The 16,393-nt window shown below is 41.3% G+C and carries 14 protein-coding genes; 7 read left to right on the forward strand and 7 right to left on the reverse strand.

Features of this window, described 5'->3' with window-relative positions; all coding sequences use genetic code 11:
- Nucleotides 1-102 precede the first annotated feature (102 nt).
- From gap to glk, 5 genes are all read right to left on the reverse strand, one after another.
- On the reverse strand, nucleotides 103-1,107 hold the full coding sequence (gene gap / locus AC6H44_RS08190; RefSeq protein WP_500735001.1) for a type I glyceraldehyde-3-phosphate dehydrogenase: 1,005 nt from the start codon (nucleotides 1,105-1,107) through the stop codon (nucleotides 103-105).
- Nucleotides 1,104-1,736: a bifunctional 4-hydroxy-2-oxoglutarate aldolase/2-dehydro-3-deoxy-phosphogluconate aldolase gene (locus AC6H44_RS08195; protein ID WP_500735002.1), complete on the reverse strand. Its 633-nt coding sequence runs from the start codon at nucleotides 1,734-1,736 to the stop codon at nucleotides 1,104-1,106. Before AC6H44_RS08195 ends, gap begins: the two co-directional genes overlap by 4 nt.
- Nucleotides 1,737-1,769: 33 nt before the next feature.
- Nucleotides 1,770-3,620, reverse strand: a complete 1,851-nt coding sequence (gene edd / locus AC6H44_RS08200; RefSeq protein ID WP_500735003.1) for a phosphogluconate dehydratase — start codon at nucleotides 3,618-3,620, stop codon at nucleotides 1,770-1,772.
- Between the two features lie 315 nt (nucleotides 3,621-3,935).
- Nucleotides 3,936-4,949 (reverse strand): LacI family DNA-binding transcriptional regulator, encoded by a 1,014-nt coding sequence (locus AC6H44_RS08205; protein WP_500735004.1) that lies wholly within the window; start codon nucleotides 4,947-4,949, stop codon nucleotides 3,936-3,938.
- 30 nt (nucleotides 4,950-4,979) lie between these two features.
- Nucleotides 4,980-5,978 (reverse strand): glucokinase, encoded by a 999-nt coding sequence (gene glk / locus AC6H44_RS08210; protein WP_500735005.1) that lies wholly within the window; start codon nucleotides 5,976-5,978, stop codon nucleotides 4,980-4,982.
- Nucleotides 5,979-6,268: 290 nt separating this feature from the next.
- Between glk and AC6H44_RS08215 the strand changes: the two genes are divergently transcribed.
- The 3 genes from AC6H44_RS08215 to AC6H44_RS08225 all read left to right on the forward strand — a co-directional run bounded on the left by AC6H44_RS08215 (nucleotide 6,269) and on the right by AC6H44_RS08225 (nucleotide 10,687).
- On the forward strand, nucleotides 6,269-7,285 hold the full coding sequence (locus AC6H44_RS08215; RefSeq protein WP_500735006.1) for a LacI family DNA-binding transcriptional regulator: 1,017 nt from the start codon (nucleotides 6,269-6,271) through the stop codon (nucleotides 7,283-7,285).
- 361 nt (nucleotides 7,286-7,646) lie between these two features.
- Nucleotides 7,647-9,293, forward strand: a complete 1,647-nt coding sequence (locus tag AC6H44_RS08220) for an alkaline phosphatase (protein WP_500735007.1) — start codon at nucleotides 7,647-7,649, stop codon at nucleotides 9,291-9,293.
- Between the two features lie 74 nt (nucleotides 9,294-9,367).
- Nucleotides 9,368-10,687 (forward strand): alpha/beta hydrolase family protein, encoded by a 1,320-nt coding sequence (locus AC6H44_RS08225; RefSeq protein ID WP_500735008.1) that lies wholly within the window; start codon nucleotides 9,368-9,370, stop codon nucleotides 10,685-10,687.
- A gap of 172 nt (nucleotides 10,688-10,859) precedes the next feature.
- Here AC6H44_RS08225 and AC6H44_RS08230 read toward each other — a convergent pair whose 3' ends face one another.
- The gene (locus tag AC6H44_RS08230; protein ID WP_500738409.1) at nucleotides 10,860-11,174 is read right to left on the reverse strand and encodes a GNAT family N-acetyltransferase; all 315 of its coding nucleotides are present in this window, start codon (nucleotides 11,172-11,174) and stop codon (nucleotides 10,860-10,862) included.
- 276 nt (nucleotides 11,175-11,450) lie between these two features.
- On the opposite strand from AC6H44_RS08230, the gene AC6H44_RS08235 reads away from it, so the two are divergent.
- From AC6H44_RS08235 to AC6H44_RS08250, 4 genes are read left to right on the forward strand one after another with little or no spacing between them, the layout of a single operon-like run.
- On the forward strand, nucleotides 11,451-12,740 hold the full coding sequence (locus AC6H44_RS08235; protein ID WP_500735009.1) for a DUF5666 domain-containing protein: 1,290 nt from the start codon (nucleotides 11,451-11,453) through the stop codon (nucleotides 12,738-12,740).
- 56 nt (nucleotides 12,741-12,796) lie between these two features.
- Nucleotides 12,797-13,330 (forward strand): hypothetical protein, encoded by a 534-nt coding sequence (locus tag AC6H44_RS08240; protein ID WP_500735010.1) that lies wholly within the window; start codon nucleotides 12,797-12,799, stop codon nucleotides 13,328-13,330.
- Nucleotides 13,330-14,022, forward strand: a complete 693-nt coding sequence (locus AC6H44_RS08245; protein WP_500735011.1) for a response regulator transcription factor — start codon at nucleotides 13,330-13,332, stop codon at nucleotides 14,020-14,022. Before AC6H44_RS08240 ends, AC6H44_RS08245 begins: the two co-directional genes overlap by 1 nt.
- Nucleotides 14,012-15,340 (forward strand): sensor histidine kinase, encoded by a 1,329-nt coding sequence (locus AC6H44_RS08250; protein ID WP_500735012.1) that lies wholly within the window; start codon nucleotides 14,012-14,014, stop codon nucleotides 15,338-15,340. Before AC6H44_RS08245 ends, AC6H44_RS08250 begins: the two co-directional genes overlap by 11 nt.
- Here AC6H44_RS08250 and AC6H44_RS08255 read toward each other — a convergent pair.
- On the reverse strand, nucleotides 15,296-16,372 hold the full coding sequence (locus AC6H44_RS08255) for an arsenic resistance protein (protein ID WP_500735013.1): 1,077 nt from the start codon (nucleotides 16,370-16,372) through the stop codon (nucleotides 15,296-15,298). The two genes, AC6H44_RS08250 and AC6H44_RS08255, sit on opposite strands and share 45 nt — an antisense overlap.
- Nucleotides 16,373-16,393 lie beyond the last annotated feature (21 nt).

Genomic DNA, 16,393 nt, shown 5'->3' on the forward strand with positions numbered 1-16,393 from the left:
ATCGGCTTAAACATACTGCCAATACAATATTAATAATTAAACAAAAAAGCCACGCAGTGCGTGGCTTGGCTGGATAAAGCAAAATTTAACTACACGGAAAATTTATAAATAAGCACCCAGCGCTTTAACTTGATCTAACATGCGGTTTGAGAAACCCCATTCGTTGTCGTACCACGCCATTACTTTTACTAGTTTACCATCGGCACGGGTTTGGGTTGCATCAAAAATAGATGAGGCAGGATTATGATTAAAGTCGATAGAAACAAGCGGCAGCTCGTTATACTCTAAAATACCTTTCATTGGGCCTTGTGACGCAGCCTTCACCACTTGGTTAATCTCTTCAATGCTAGTGTCGCGTTTAGCAATAAAGGTTAAATCAACCAATGACACGTTAATTGTTGGTACGCGTACTGCCATGCCATCTAGTTTACCCGCAAGCTCAGGTAACACTAAACCAACCGCTTTTGCAGCACCTGTTTTAGTGGGGATCATAGATTGCGTAGCACTTCGCGCACGATATAAATCAGGGTGGTATACATCAGATAAATTTTGATCGTTGGTGTAAGAGTGAATGGTGGTCATGCTACCTTGTTCAATCCCTACCGTGTCATTTATCGCTTTAGCCACTGGCGCTAAACAATTTGTAGTACACGACGCGTTTGAAATAATATGTGTGTTGGCATTAATAACTTCGCTATTTACACCATGAACTACCGTTGCATCCATGTCAGTACCCGGTGCCGATACCACTACTTTTTTCGCGCCTGCCTCAATGTGCTTATTAGCCGCTTCGCGTGTGGTAAATAACCCCGTACACTCTAAAACAATGTCTACATTTAACGCTTTCCACGGTAAATTAGCAGGGTCACGCTCTTGGGTTAGTGTGATCACATCATCACCAATTAACATGCTATTGTCTTTAAGCGTGACTTGGTGTGAAAAACGACCGTGTACTGAGTCAAACTGAGTTAAGTGAACATTCACATGTGCAGGGGCTAAATCGTTAACAGCCACAATCTTAATTTCATTATTTTGCGCTGACTCATACAGTGCGCGTAGTATATTACGACCAATTCGGCCGTAGCCATTAATTGCTACATTAATCATTTTTGACTCCTGTTAACTTCACATGCTTGGCGAGCAAGCGTTTCAATGGCTTGCCAGTCTTTGTTTTCAATAAGTTGTTTGTCTAACATCCACGTACCACCCACACAAATTACATTGTTAAGTGCAAGGTAGTCAGGCGCTGTAGCTAAACTAATGCCGCCGGTTGGGCAAAAAGTAATATCGGGTAAGGGGCCGCCAATAGCCTTTAGCATGGCAGTACCGCCTGCAGCTTCTGCAGGGAAAAACTTTAAATACTTAAAGCCATGCGCAACTAAGTTCATTACTTCGCTTGGGGTCGCTGCACCGGGTAAAAAAGGAATTGTCGACTCTTTTGCCAGCGCTAAAAGTTCATCGCTAACGCCAGGGCTTACCATAAAATCAGCGCCCGCTTCTACAGATGCATTAAAGCTTGCTTTATCAATAACAGTGCCAGTGCCTACATAAGCCTCGGGGACTTCGGCCTTCATTAGCTTTACAGCTTCTGCCGCAATAGGTGTACGCAGTGTAATTTCAAGTGCTTTTAAACCTCCGTTGTATAACGCTCTTGCAAGTGGTGCCGCATCTTCTAATTTTTCGATCACCACCACTGGCACAACCGGTGCCGATGCTAAGATTTTTTCAATACTCATTACTTGTTCCTCATTACCCAATATGGCTAATTATTATTCAAGTCCAAAAGCACTTGCACCTAAATCGGCACTGCTTACGATATTTCTAAATCCAGTAAATAATTCACGACCTGTACCAAACGTTTGACTTGCTTGGCTAATTTGCGGCTCTCGCGCTGCAAGCTCTTCATCGCTCACATGCAGTTTTAAAATACCATTTGGCGCATCTAAAGTAACAATATCGCCTTCATGAATTTTAGCAATAATGCCACCTTCAACCGCTTCTGGCGCTAAGTGAATTGCTGCAGGTACTTTACCTGACGCACCCGACATACGCCCGTCGGTAACAATCGCCACTTTATAGCCCTGATCTTGTAATGTGGCCATTACCGGTGTGAGCTTATGAAGCTCAGGCATGCCTTTGGCTTTTGGCCCTTGCTCTTTAAGTACAGCAATAAAGTCTTGGTTAAGTTCGCCGCGGCTGTAGGCATCTTGTAACTCACCTTGTGAGCTAAATACTTTAGCCGGTGCCGATACCACTTGATGAGACTCTGCCACCGCTGATACTTTAATAACCGCTTTACCTAGGTTACCCGTAAGTAACTGTAAACCACCTTGTTTACTAAATGGATTAGTAACAGGGCGAAGTACTTCCTCATCATGTGAGTTTTCTGGACACGCTACCCATTTAACTTTGCTTGGGCCATTCGCATCACTCATAATTAGGGTGTCGTCTTTATCTAACAATGGCTCACACATATAAGGTGCAAGGCCATCGCCTAAAATAGTGGTTACATCTGTGTGTAAGTAGCCTGCACTGGCTAATTCACGCATTAAAAACCCCATTCCGCCGGCTGCTTGAAAGTGATTAACATCGGCAGAGCCATTAGGGTAAATACGCGTAAGTAGCGGAACTTCTGCCGATAAATCAGACATATCTTTCCACGTAACTTGAATACCCGCAGCCTTTGCAATAGCCACAATATGAATTGCATGATTGGTTGAGCCACCTGTTGATAACAAGCCAACCAAGCCATTAATAATGGTTTTTTCACTGATCACATCCGCTAAACACGGGCCATGTTTGTTTTCAGTAAGCTGCTTAAGCATGGTTTCCACTGCGTTTGCAGTCAAACCATCACGCAGCTCTGTGTATGGGTTTATGAACGAGCTACCTGGTAAGTGTAAGCCCATTATTTCCATCAACATTTGATTTGAGTTAGCAGTACCATAAAACGTACATGTACCCGCACTATGATAAGACGCACTCTCTGCCTCTAATAATTCTTCACGCGACACTAAGCCTTGGGCAAACTTTTGACGAACACGTGCTTTGTCTTTGTTTGGAATACCTGATTGCATAGGCCCTGCTGGTAAAAAATACACAGGTAAATGGCCAAACGATAGTGCACCAATTAATAGGCCTGGGACAATTTTGTCACATACGCCTAAACAAAAAACACCGTCAAACACGTCATGCGATAGTGATACCGCGGTAGACATAGCAATAACATCACGAGAAAAAAGCGACAGCTCCATACCATCACGCCCTTGCGTAACGCCATCACACATCGCAGGAACACCACCAGCAACTTGCGCTGTAGCGTCAAATTTTGTGGCAATACTTTTAATTAAATCGGGGTATTCTTTATAAGGCACATGCGCAGATAACATGTCATTATAAGCGTTGATAATGGCAAGGTTTGGCACTTCATCTGCTTTTAAACGTGCTTTATCGTCGCTGCTACACGCAGCCATAACATGGGCAATGTTGCCACAACCTAAACCAGCACGGACTCTTGTTTGTTTTTTTGCGTGCGAAATACGATCTAAATAGGCTTGACGGGTTTGTTTACTGCGCTCAATAACGCGCTCTGTGACTTCTTTAATTCGAGGGTGCAACATAATTTTACTCATCTCTATTAGTTAGAGGATAAAGGCTCAGTGACAATTATAGACTCCACGAAAATAACTGCACTGAGCATCTTTGACTTACCCGTTCAAAGGTACGCTACCAAGGAGCCTCTCACAACAACCTTGACACCGGTGTCACTGTATTAACGCATGACAATGACACCGGTGTCAACCCTGACAAATAAAAATACCCCTATTTTTTTAACACGTCTATTCATTTTTTGTAAAATACCCGCAAACAAATACCGTAGGAGTAAAAATACAGGGGGAAAACCCAAGTTATCTCGGGTTATTCTAAAGGTAGAGTTATTTTACAGCGGCGGTTGACTCTCGGGTGATTAGTTTAGCCTCTAAAATTACTTTATAAGGTGACTGTTGCGGTTCAATAATGTGGGTAATTAATTGCGTAACCGCTTGTTTTGTCATTTCTTCCACAGGTTGCGCTATGGTGGTCAGCCCAGGCCAGATATGACGCGCTATAGGCGCGTTATCAAAGCCCGCTATGGAAATATCATCTGGAACGCGAAGGTTTCGCTGTGTAGCAAGTTTAAGCACAGCCGCGGCCATATAATCATTTGAGGCAAATACAGCAGTAGGACGTGGTGATGAATCTAAAATACTACGCGCACTATTAACCCCTGAATGATAACTAAAATTACCCTCTTCAACTAAACGCTCGTTAAATTCGATTCCATGGCTTGCCAATGCTCGCCTGTAGCCTTTAAAACGCTGCTCTGTTGCGCTGTGATCGGGGTGACCTTTAATAAACGCAATCGATTTATGCCCAAGATGAATTAAATGCTCGGTAATTTCAAATGCCCCCTGCTCGTCATTACTGGTCACAGAAATAGAATCATCGTCTAAAATGGCTGAAGCAACCCGAGCATAAGGAATTTTTTTTGATTTTAAAAAATCAACTAATTCACCAAAGTCACAAAACGGCGGAGTAAGCACCAATCCATCAAGACGCGATGACTGCAATAACTGTTCAATATTGTTGATCAACGCCTCCCCCCTGAGCTCACACGGGTGAATAAGCAAGTTGTAGTGATTTTCTTGGCAGGCTTCAAGCGCCCCGGTTTGTACTCGGGTAATGTAGCTCTTACTCGGATTGTCGTACAGGCAGCCAATAATAAAACTTCGATTTTGTGCCAACCCTCGCGCAATAGGATTAGGTGTGTAATCAAGTTCTTTAAATACGGCAAGCACTTTTTCGCGTGTTGCTGCACTCACATTTGGCTCGTTGTTTAAAACCCGCGATACTGTTTTTTTGGATACGCCTGCATGACTGGCAACGCTATTTATAGTGACTTTTTTCATCTATTTATTTTCCAAATGTATGCAACGTAATTAACCCTGTTGACTCGTATGCAAACACGCGGCAGCACCAATTAAAGGAATGTTGTCTTGTGTTACTAATGTGACCGGAATTTGATTCGTATACTGTGACATAATGCCTTTTTGTGAAAATCGTTCAATAAAACGGCTTTGAAGTAAACGCGTCTGCATTCTTGGTAATATGCCACCGCCAATATAAAGGCCGCCTAAGGCACCATAAGCAAGCGCTAAATCGCCTGCCACACTGCCAATCCAGTCACAAAATTGATTGAGCGTTGCCTCACATACTTCGCATTCACCGCTGTTTGCCAAGCTACTAATTTGTGCCGCATCTAAATTTTTAGCCGTAACTCCTTTAACGCTCGCCATAGCTTTGTATAAATGCGCAATGCCTGGGCCAGAAAATACAGTTTCAACCGATACATGAGGGTGTTCTCTTTTAAGCGCTTGAATAAGTTGAGTATCTAGCTCACTCACCGCTGCTAACGAAATATGGCCGCCCTCTGAACTCATTACTGCACACGAATGTGGGGTTCTTACTAAACATGCTGCACCAAAGCCTGTACCTGGCCCCATTACACCAATGTTAGCAAATTCATCTGCTTGCCCTGGTTTGACTATGACGTTTTGTGAGGGATCTAAATAAGGAGCGGCATAAGCAAAGGCTGCAAAATCATTAATAACACTCAACTGAACAAGGTCGAAATGATGTTTAAAATCATTAACACTAAAATGCCAACCTAAATTGGTTAAATGAACTTGCCCGGCATTAATAGGGCCTGCAACAGCAAGACATGCGCGCTTAGGGTTTACATGAGGCACTGTTGATAAGTAATACGCGGCAGCACTTTCGAGCGAGCCATAATTAGCGCTTGGGAAAGTATGATTGTGTTCAATGGTAAATTGATTACTTGATTCATCGAATCCCGTGATCAACGCAAAGCGAGCATTTGTGCCACCAATATCGGCAACTAAAATAGGCTCAAAATGTGTGCTAGAATGTAAACCCATAGTGTTATCTCTTTTGTTTAAGTAATCAGTACTTATTATTTTAATGGGGTATCCATTGATACTTATATACTTTGAGCTATCACCTCAAAGCAGCTATCACTGTAAAAAAGCCCCCTTTAATAGTAAAGGGAGCGAATACGTTTTGACAACAAAATGATAAAACGTCTATATTGTGACACCGGTGTCATAGCAAAATCAATAAAAAAATGCCTTTATTGATAAATAAGCTTGAAAAAATTCATCAATAAACGAGAATAGCTCCTTATTGTCCTCTTAAGTAAGTAATAATAATGAAAGGTAAAGCCACCTCGTTTGATATAGCCCACTATGCAGGGGTATCTCAATCTACCGTTTCTCGCGCTTTACGAAATAGCCCGCTGGTAAATGATGAGACTCGAAAGCGAGTTTTTGACATTGCCAAAAAGCTAAACTATAAAGTGGATAAAAACGCCAGCAATTTACGCACTCAACAAAGCTGTACCTTGGCATTACTATTATTTGAAGACCCCACCTCGGATGAATCGCAAATTAACCCATTCTTTTTAGCTATGCTTGGCAGTATTACTCGCGCCTGCGCTAAAGAAGGCTACGATTTATTGGTGTCGTTTCAATCAGCAAGTGCCGATTGGCAAGCAGACTACGAAGACAGCCACCGTGCAGATGGAATCATCTTATTGGGCTATGGCGACTACATTGATTTTCAGCCAAAGTTTAAAACGTTACTAGCGCAAAATACCAAATTTGTGTGTTGGGGAGCAAGTGTTGATAACCGTGCTGATTTAACCATAAGTTGTGATAACTATGGTGGTGGAAAGTTAGCAGCTGAACATTTTATTGCCCATAATCGCAACGACTGTGCCTTTATTGGTGATGCCTCTGACCATAGTCCTGAATTTTTTGCTCGCTTTAACGGCTTTAAAGATGAGTTACAGCAAAACGGTATAAAATTAAATGACCGTAAAATAGCTAATGCTATCTCCACTGAAGAATCTGGCTACCATGCTACCCGCTCTTTAATCGCTAATAATATCACCTTTAATGCGCTTTTTGCTGCCAGCGATCTTATTGCAATAGGTGCAATACGTGCGTTAAAAGAAGCGAATATTAATGTGCCAAAAGATGTCGCCGTCATCGGGTTTGATAATATTTCTATTGCAAGTTATATCAATCCGCCACTTACAACCATAGAACAAAACACCACCATTGCAGGGCAAATGCTAGTTGATAATCTATTAAAACTTATCCGTGGTGAGCAAGTGCAAAGCACCTTACTCGCTCCACGTTTAATTGCCAGAGGCTCAGCCTAAAACAATTCACCCGGTTTAATATTCTAGGTTTAAAATATGTATAAAAATGTCACACATCTTCGCTAAGAACATACTTTTAAACAAAGTACTCGCGTTGTCACCTTGTTTATCTAGTCCTACAAAACCTAGGCTCTCTAAAAAATCATCATCTAAGGCAGTAATGAAAACGGGGGCATTCTAACCAGACAGCAGCCGTTTTTAAGCCAAAACCACAATTTCATCAAGTGTTCTAATGGATTGAGCATAATCATTGTCCCTAAATTGTCACAAGAGTGACATACTAGGGTCATTGTTTATGCCTACTATAACCTAATAATTTTATACTTTTTAAAAGTTACTAAGCTTAAGAGATAACAAAAAAATGAATAAAAACATCATCGCTTTGACTATATCAATGCTTTTACTCACTGCCTGTAATTCCACAAAAAACAATATTTCCCCCACTACACCAACCAGCAATACGAGCGTTAAAAACGTTATTTTAATGATTGGCGATGGCATGGGCCCACAACAAGTGGGATTATTAGAAGAATATGCCCGCCGCGCCCCTAATTCTACCTATAATATTACAGGTAACATAACCGCATTATCTAAATTTGCCCAAGCAGGTCACATGGGGTTGGCGCTTAATGCGCCCTATGGCAAAAACGGTAAATTAGTTAACGATTCAGCATGCTCAGCAACACAACTTGCCACGGGTAAAGCTGCGGGTTCTGAAATGATAGGGCTTGATGAACATGGCAATATTGTTGATACTATTTTAGAAAAAGCAAAAAAAGCAGGTAAAGCAACCGGGCTAGTGTCAGATACTCGGATCACCCATGCAACGCCGGCTGCTTTTGCATCTCATCAACCACATCGCTCTTTAGAAGCGCAAATTGCTGAAGAGTTAGTTAGCTCGGGTATGGTTGACGTAATGCTCTCTGGAGGAGCTAGAGAATTTTTACCTACATCTATAACCGCCAATCCTAGTGAACAACACGCACTAGCAACATTAGGCGCACCAGCAAATATTTATAAAAAATCAAATCGTAAAGATAATCGCAATATTATTATCGAAGCACACCAGCAACATGGTTACTCCCTTGCCTTTAACAAATCTCAAATGCAAAATACCCATGCCACTAAACTACTTGGCTTATTTGCTAACTCAGGTATGAACAACGGCATAGCCTATAAAACCTGTAAAACCAATAATAACTGTAGCCAACCCTCGCTTAAAGAAATGACAATAAAAGCCCTTGAAATTTTATCAAAAGACGAAAATGGATTCTTTTTAATGATTGAAGGAGGCCAAATTGACTGGGCAGGCCATGCGAATGATGCAGGGTGGATGTTAAGTGAACTTCTTAAATTTGACGAAGCAGTGGAAGCTGTTTATGAATGGGTTAAAGCGCGTAACGACACATTAGTTGTAATAACCGCAGATCATGAAACAGGCAGCTTTGGCTTTAGTTATTCACGCAAAAATATCCCACAACCACAACTACTTAAAGGCAGCGGTATGCAAGGCACAGCGCATAAACCAAACTTTAATTTTGGTGAATTGTCACACCTAGACAAGCTGTATGCACAAACGGGGACTTTTTTCGATATGATAAATGCCGCCAGCCCAAAACGAGATTTCACCACAACGACCCCCAAAGATTGGATGACAGCTGTCAATAAGTACAGTCAATATAAAATTGATATTACTCAAGCAAGCAAAATTGGTGAACGAGAAATAAACGAATACTACATAGCTGATCATCCTTATCAAAATGCAAAAATAGTCCCTCACTTTGCTGACTTTAAAGAATTTTACGTTTACGCCGATGATGATCATAGTGCAAAAATAGCGCGCGCTTTAGCTGGCGATCAAAATATAGTGTGGGGCTCAGGCACCCACACTTCGACACCTGTCCCCGTATACGCATTTGGCCCAGAGGCAATAACCCAGCAATTTTCTACTATGTCGCATCACGTTGAAATAGCGCAACGCATGATAAAAGCGTTAGGGTTAAACTAAACTCACCATTTATACCAAGCCGTACTCGCTATTTTGCAAGCACGGCTTACTTAATAAAAAAATTGGACGTTACCATGCGCATAAAAAGTTTTTCGTTTTTATTTCTTTTACTCACCGCCAATACTAGTCATATAGCCTGGGCCGAAAATCGTATCGACACACAACGACCTGATGCCCCAGAGCTTGCAGCATACGGGAATTACACCACGGGAGTGCGCACTTTAAATGTTGTTAACCCTAATCAAATAGATATTTTAAAACTTAACCCCACATTGGCACAACCTGAACAATTACCCCGTTACAATCGCCCGCTCACAATTGAAGTTTGGTACCCGGCAGAAGCAACAAGCAAAGGTGAAACAACACTGAACAGTTTTATACGAGATGGTAAAACGTCTGTTGCCTTACATGGTAAAGCAATAAGAGACGCTACTGCGCTTACACAAACGCAGGCTTACCCGCTTGTTATTATATCTCATGGGTATCCGGGTAATCGCTATCTGCTGGCACATCTTGCAGAAAACATAGCATCGAAAGGCTATGTTGTTGCATCTATTGACCACACTGATTCTACCTATAGAACGCAGGCCGCATTTGCATCTACACTGGTAAATAGGCCCACTGATCAATTATTTGTGCTTGACCAGCTCGATAAAATGTCAACCCGTACCGACTCATTCTTAAATAAATTAGTTGATGCGAAAAATACCGCCATAATTGGTTACTCAATGGGCGGGTATGGTGCAATTATAAATGCCGGTGCAGGAGTAACAGCGCAAGCCGTCAATAATCAACAAAGCCCTGCTTTTTCAACACTTAGCCGCCATCAATCAGGTAAAAAAACACCTGTAGATACACGCATTAAAACTGTCATTGCTTTTGCCCCTTGGGGAATGAACTACGGCCTTTGGGATGAAAAAACACTGCAAGAAATTACGATGCCAGTATTTTTTATTAGTGGCTCTGAAGATGACGTATCAGGGTATAAAACAGGCGTGCGTGCAATGTTCAAAGCGGCAACTAACAGTGAACGAGCATTACTTACTTTTATTAATGCTAATCACAATGCAGGGGCTGTGATGCCGCCACCAAAAGAAGCTTATTTCTTTGACCAAACACTTGGCTTTAATATAAGTGAGCATTATCTTGATGCCGTTTGGGACAGTGCGCGTATGAATAACATTGCACAACATTTTGTCAGCGCATGGCTAAACAACTATTTAAAGCAAAACATTAAAATGGATAAATACTTAAATATAATTCCAAACTCAAACGACTCAGTATGGGCTATAGATGAATTAAACAACCCAAAAACAGAGCACACTTACTGGCCTGGTTTTAAAAAGCGCACCGCTAAAGGTTTGCTATTTGAAAGATTAAAAAGTGAGAACTAGCGCCTGTTGATCATGTGTGTCGGTAAATACTGATACACATAATTAAATAAAAAAGCTGTTTTGTATTAACATACCACAGTGGTTTTCTTATGATTTTCTTATGATAGATCTCTTTTTAGCGCTACTATAAAATACTTGTAAGTAATAAACTAAAACATGAAAGTGCATCTCATCAGGCTATATTTTTAGCCATGTAATAAAATCGGTCATCTTCTTGAGAAATATTAAAACCAGTTCGTGTGTACAATTTATGAGCAGGGCTTATTTTGAAAACACGTAACCGAAGTTGATTAGTGCCAGCAATTTTTGCCAAACGCTCACATTCTGCAATTGCCGCAGCACCAACCCCTTTATTTTGAAAAACGGCATTTACTTGTAAATCACGAATAAAACAGCCCTCATCATCAAAAGCCAAACGTATTGCGCCAACAATGTCACCATTTAATACAATATCCCAATTATCAAGCGTTGAAATTTGCTCATATATTTGAGCAGGCTGCCAATCCTACCAAAAAAATCATAATAAATGCGCATGTTATTATAAGTTAACATTGCAGATGCCATTAAATCAGTGGTGGGTTGGTAATAAATATTCATAAATACACTTTTATTGTTAAAGTTATCGGGGTTAGCTTAGTTCCAACCTTAGCTTAATTACTATTTTGATTCAAAAATAACATTAACAAATATTAATGTTCTCTCCACCTTTTCGATACGTCAGTTTAGTTACACTTATCCCCACTAAACCAATTAAGGAATCATTATGTATAAATTAGTAGCAACCAGCGCCCTAGCATTGTCGTTAACAGCCTGCGGTAGCAGCGATAATAACGCAATTGAGCAAACAGATGACGCCAATACCGTCACTCTACCAAGTGTATTAATAGGCCAAGTAACCAAAGTGACAGCCGATAGCTTAATGGTCAATCAACAGTTAGTAAGTGCCCGTAATGCCGATATTGAATTAGATGGCCAAAACAGTTCACTGACAGCCATTAAAGTAGGCATGATGGTTGAAGTCGAGACAAATGGTCGCGAGGCTACCGAAATTGATTATGATCCACGTTTTAAAGGCCCAATAACATTTAGTGATAACAATGCAAGTATTGCAGGCGTAAGCGTGGTTGGTCTTGATAAAAGTAATATTAACAGCGGTCAATTACTCGAATTAAGCGGTTATCACAGCGCCTATAATGAATTTACCGTCACTTACCAACAACCACTGAGTGACAACACAGAGCTTGAACTTGAGGGAGTGATCAGCAATTATCAGCCAGCTAACAACACGTTTTTACTCGGTGATATTATCGTTAACTTTCAGCAAGCCGAGCTAGACGGTGTACTTAAAAATGGTCACTTTGTTGAAGTTGAAGGCTTTATGAGCAACCAGCAACTACTGGCAAGCGAAATTGATGCCCAGCCAAATGCTCAATTTGACGACAACATCGATACTGAACTCTCTGGTAAAGTGACCTTTATTAATAACGATGCCAGCTTATTGACGTTAAACAGTCAGTGGCAAATTAAAATAACAGACAGCACCCGTTTTGAAGATATCACCCGCACACAATTACAAGTAGGCGATATTATTGAAGTTGATGCCACGTGGCAACAAGCTAATAGCTGGTTTTTAGCACAGCTAATCGAGTTAGAAAAAAGCCACACAGGAACTCTGCCGCAGTCGCACTTTTCGGTTTCAGGCTTGGCTGAGATAAACGATAGTATTGTGCGCATCAATAACATAGAATTTAAACTTAACAATCACACTGTTTTTGATGACGGCCTTAGCGTCGCATCAGCAAATGGTTTATGGCTTGAACTTGAAGGCACCATTGTTAACAGTAGCTACATCATTAATGAAATAGAATTAATGGACAGCAACGAGCCGTTAAACTTAACAGGTATGGTAAGTAACAACAGCCAGCAAACCGCTTCTATATTTGGTTATACCAGTGAAGACAACAGCTTAGAAAAGTTTAGTGTTCAATATGTGGAGCTTGAATGTCAATGGGTTGCCGCACAACAAATGCGTAATTGCCAATTAGATAATTAATTAAAAGCTAACAGCCCTATTTTAACTAGGGCTGTTTGCAGCGTTAAAGGAACACCATGAAAAAACTAGTTATTATCTGCTTAGTTATTTTTTCCAGCATCAGTTTAGCCGCCAGTTCAGCTATTTTTAGCATGCTTGACACAAGTGATACACCCGCTCCCCGAAAAGTGTTAAGCCAGATAGAACAACGTTATGCTGATCAAGCTATTATTGTCGAGTTTGAATTAGAAATTGAACAGGGTAAAGCTACCTACGAAGTCACTCTGTATCAAGCTGCTCAACAGCGCTTTATTGAATTATTACTGGATCATAACGGCCAAGTTATTACGCTAGAATATAAAAACCCAGAACTTGACGAACAAGAAGAAGTCGCTGCAGCGGCAATAATGAAACGAAAAAAACTCAGCATGCAACAATTAGTGCAGCAACTCGATAACAACCCACAGCATTATTTAATTGAGGCGCAATTAGAACAAGATATGGGGATCAGCTACATGGTCGCAACTTTTGTCACCGCTGAGGGTAAGCACGAGAAAGCCATCGATTTAGAAACAGGTAAACACCTACCATTACTACGCTGGGGCAATTAATGAAACTTTTGTTAGTGGAAGACGATCAACAAAACCGCGAATTTTTATATCGTGCTTTCACCGAGCAAGGTTACATTGTTGATACTGCCGCCGACGGCCAGCAAGGACTTATGTTAGCAACCTGCGAGCAGTACGATGCAATTGTACTTGATCGAATGTTGCCAAAACTCGATGGCATTCAAGTATTAGCGGCGCTTCGCGCTACCAAAAAAACGACCCCAGTATTAATTTTGTCGGCGCTTGATAAAATCGACGACCGCGTTAGTGGGCTACAAGCTGGTGGTGACGATTACTTAGTCAAGCCGTTTGCTTTTTCTGAACTCGCCATTCGAGTTGCTAATCTGATAAAACGTGGCATCGTGCAACAACCGGCAAGCACCACGTTAACACTCGCCAATCTCACTCTAGACTACGGTAATCATAAAGCTCAGGTTGCAAACCGCCCGGTACAGCTACAACCCAAAGAATTTAAATTGTTACGTTACTTGCTAGAACATCAAAACCAATTAGTAACCCGCACCCTGTTGTTCGAATCAGTGTGGGAATACCATTTTGATCCTGGCACCAACGTCATTGATGTGCATATTGCGCGCCTAAGAAAAAAACTCGCAGAGCACCATGCCGCCATAGAAATTGAAACGATTCGCGGTGTCGGTTATCGTCTGCAACGAGTTAAACCTAATGCAAGTTAACGAAAACAGCTGGCGTTTACTCGATCCGCGCGTAAGCTCAGTGTGGCGTCTAACGCTTGCCTTTGCAGCCATTACCTCAATTACTTTAATATTAACCGTTGTGCTTATTTACCAATTACTGTTAGGCGAGCAAACCCGTCAGGTTGATCGGCGTTTAGCCGCCGAGCAAATGCGTATTGAAGGCCTAGCCAGTGAGTTTGATAAACACAGCTTTTTTCAACAGTTAGTGGCTTTTCGCAGCGAAGGCGACAGCCTTATTTTTTGGCAAAGTGATCATCAGCAATCGCAACAATTGAGCTTTTTACCCAACGATATCCCCTATTTACCCGATACTGTGGTATTTCCGGTACTCGACGCCGAACGCGGGCAAATACGCTTACTCACCACCGGTAAAATTCGCACCCCACACGGCGATATTGTGATCGCCACCGCCACCGAGCAGTTGCAACGCTTAATGGCTGAGTTTAAAACCATTGCAAGTTGGTCAAGTGCCGCCGGACTACTATTAACCTGCCTTTTTGGTTACTTATTTGCGCGGCGTCATTTACGCCGAGTAAACTACTTTAATCACACCGCTGAGCAAGTACAAAACGGTAATTTAAGCGCGCGACTTTCGCACCGTCAAACAGGCGATGAATTTGATCGCCTTGCTGCCCATATCAATACTATGCTCGATGCCGTAGAAGAAAACTTTGCTCTTGTGCAAGGCATTACCGACAATATCGCTCATGATTTAAAAACACCGTTAACACGCTTACGATTAAGCCTAGAGTACCACGCTGAAGCCGAGCCAGAGCTTGGTCTGGCAATAGAACAACTCGATACAATAATCAATACCTTTGATGCGATGCTAAAATTAACCCGTTTAGAACATGGCAAATTTCCATTGCAACTCGAAGCAATTAATAGCGAGCATTTATTGAATGATGTTATTGAAATACTGCAACCCAGTGCTGACGCCCAGCAACAACGTATACAATTTAACCTGCAAGGCCATTGGCAAATTCATGGCGATAAAAATTTACTATTTCAAGCACTGTTTAACTTACTCGATAACGCAATAAAATATGCAGGTCGTCAGGCAATAATCACCGTCACCCTCACCACACACAGCATTATTATTGCCGATACAGGCAAAGGTGTTTCACAAAGCGATTTAAACCAACTTACTAAACGCTTTTATCGCGGCGATCCGGCTCGACAACATGAAGGATTTGGTCTGGGTTTAGCCACCGTTAAAGCGATTGCCGATCGCCATCAGCTACACCTTACGCTAACCAGCAGTGTCGCTGGTTTTCAAGCAAGTATCAGTAAATAATTTTTTAGGGATCCACCATATGTAAATAGCCATTGCAAATAATTCCACCAAAGATTGAAATACAATAACCACCACCGCAAGCTCAAATGATGAAGGCAATGCAAGTGCTAAAGGCAGTACCACAAATGAATTTCTACTGCCCAAACTAAAAGCAAGTACCCTACCTTGGGTTGTGGGCAGTGAAAATAGTTTAGAAAGTGCCACAGATAAAAAGCTAGAAATTAAAATAAATACAAAAAATACTAAAAATAAACTTGGCAGTATCTCCAAAAAATCACCAATAAGCGTTACTTGTGCCGCTGCAATAGAAAAAACAACGAGCGTTAATAGCGGAACAGGAAACCAACCGAGGCTATTTAACACAGCTTTTTTATCTTTTCGGTTTTCAAGCCATTTTTCAGTTAAAAATGCAGCAATTAAAGGCAATAAAATTAACCCAAAAAAAGCTAAAATCAGCTCTTGTTGTAATAGGCTGGTTGTTATTTCTGAGCCGAGAAAAAGCCATATATATACTGGTAGCAACAACAACTGGAGCAACAAACTAACGGGTGTAAAAGCGATTGCACGTTTGGTGTCTCCTCCCCCCAAATGAGTGAAGGTTATAAACCAATCGGTGCATGGAACAAGTAATACCAGTAGTATTCCCAACTTAACAGCGGGCAAATCGGGGCCAATAAACATAAGGCCCCAAACAATAAAAGGGAGAATAACAAAATTACCGATCACGCCAGCCCACATAAAGCGCGAACTAGTAAAGGCTTCTCGCAGCTGCGCCAGAGGAACTTGCGTAAACGTTGTGTACATAAGTATGCCAAGCAAAGGCCATAAAACCAAATCAAAAAAATGAGCGCCTGAAGGCGCGTATATTCCTACTATTAAGCCTAAAACAATTCCAGCTAAATAAAAAAATACTTGATACTTTTCAAGTGTCTCTCGTGTCAAAAATAAGCCCTCATTAATTAACTGACGCATAAAAAAGGCTTTAAATAATATTAAACTATTAAAGCCTTCGTTGATTGCTTTATACATCATATTGATTCATTAATATAACAC

This window comes from Pseudoalteromonas sp. TAP-3C (assembly GCF_059888565.1).

Coding starts and splice junctions, on each gene's coding strand:
- gap (WP_500735001.1), bottom strand. CDS start 1,107: ATGATTAATGTAGCAATTAATGGCTACGGCCGAATTGGTCGTAATATA.
- AC6H44_RS08195 (WP_500735002.1), bottom strand. CDS start 1,736: ATGAGTATTGAAAAAATCTTAGCATCGGCACCGGTTGTGCCAGTGGTG.
- edd (WP_500735003.1), bottom strand. CDS start 3,620: ATGTTGCACCCTCGAATTAAAGAAGTCACAGAGCGCGTTATTGAGCGC.
- AC6H44_RS08205 (WP_500735004.1), bottom strand. CDS start 4,949: ATGAAAAAAGTCACTATAAATAGCGTTGCCAGTCATGCAGGCGTATCC.
- glk (WP_500735005.1), bottom strand. CDS start 5,978: ATGGGTTTACATTCTAGCACACATTTTGAGCCTATTTTAGTTGCCGAT.
- AC6H44_RS08215 (WP_500735006.1), top strand. CDS start 6,269: ATGAAAGGTAAAGCCACCTCGTTTGATATAGCCCACTATGCAGGGGTA.
- AC6H44_RS08220 (WP_500735007.1), top strand. CDS start 7,647: ATGAATAAAAACATCATCGCTTTGACTATATCAATGCTTTTACTCACT.
- AC6H44_RS08225 (WP_500735008.1), top strand. CDS start 9,368: ATGCGCATAAAAAGTTTTTCGTTTTTATTTCTTTTACTCACCGCCAAT.
- AC6H44_RS08235 (WP_500735009.1), top strand. CDS start 11,451: ATGTATAAATTAGTAGCAACCAGCGCCCTAGCATTGTCGTTAACAGCC.
- AC6H44_RS08240 (WP_500735010.1), top strand. CDS start 12,797: ATGAAAAAACTAGTTATTATCTGCTTAGTTATTTTTTCCAGCATCAGT.
- AC6H44_RS08245 (WP_500735011.1), top strand. CDS start 13,330: ATGAAACTTTTGTTAGTGGAAGACGATCAACAAAACCGCGAATTTTTA.
- AC6H44_RS08250 (WP_500735012.1), top strand. CDS start 14,012: ATGCAAGTTAACGAAAACAGCTGGCGTTTACTCGATCCGCGCGTAAGC.
- AC6H44_RS08255 (WP_500735013.1), bottom strand. CDS start 16,372: ATGATGTATAAAGCAATCAACGAAGGCTTTAATAGTTTAATATTATTT.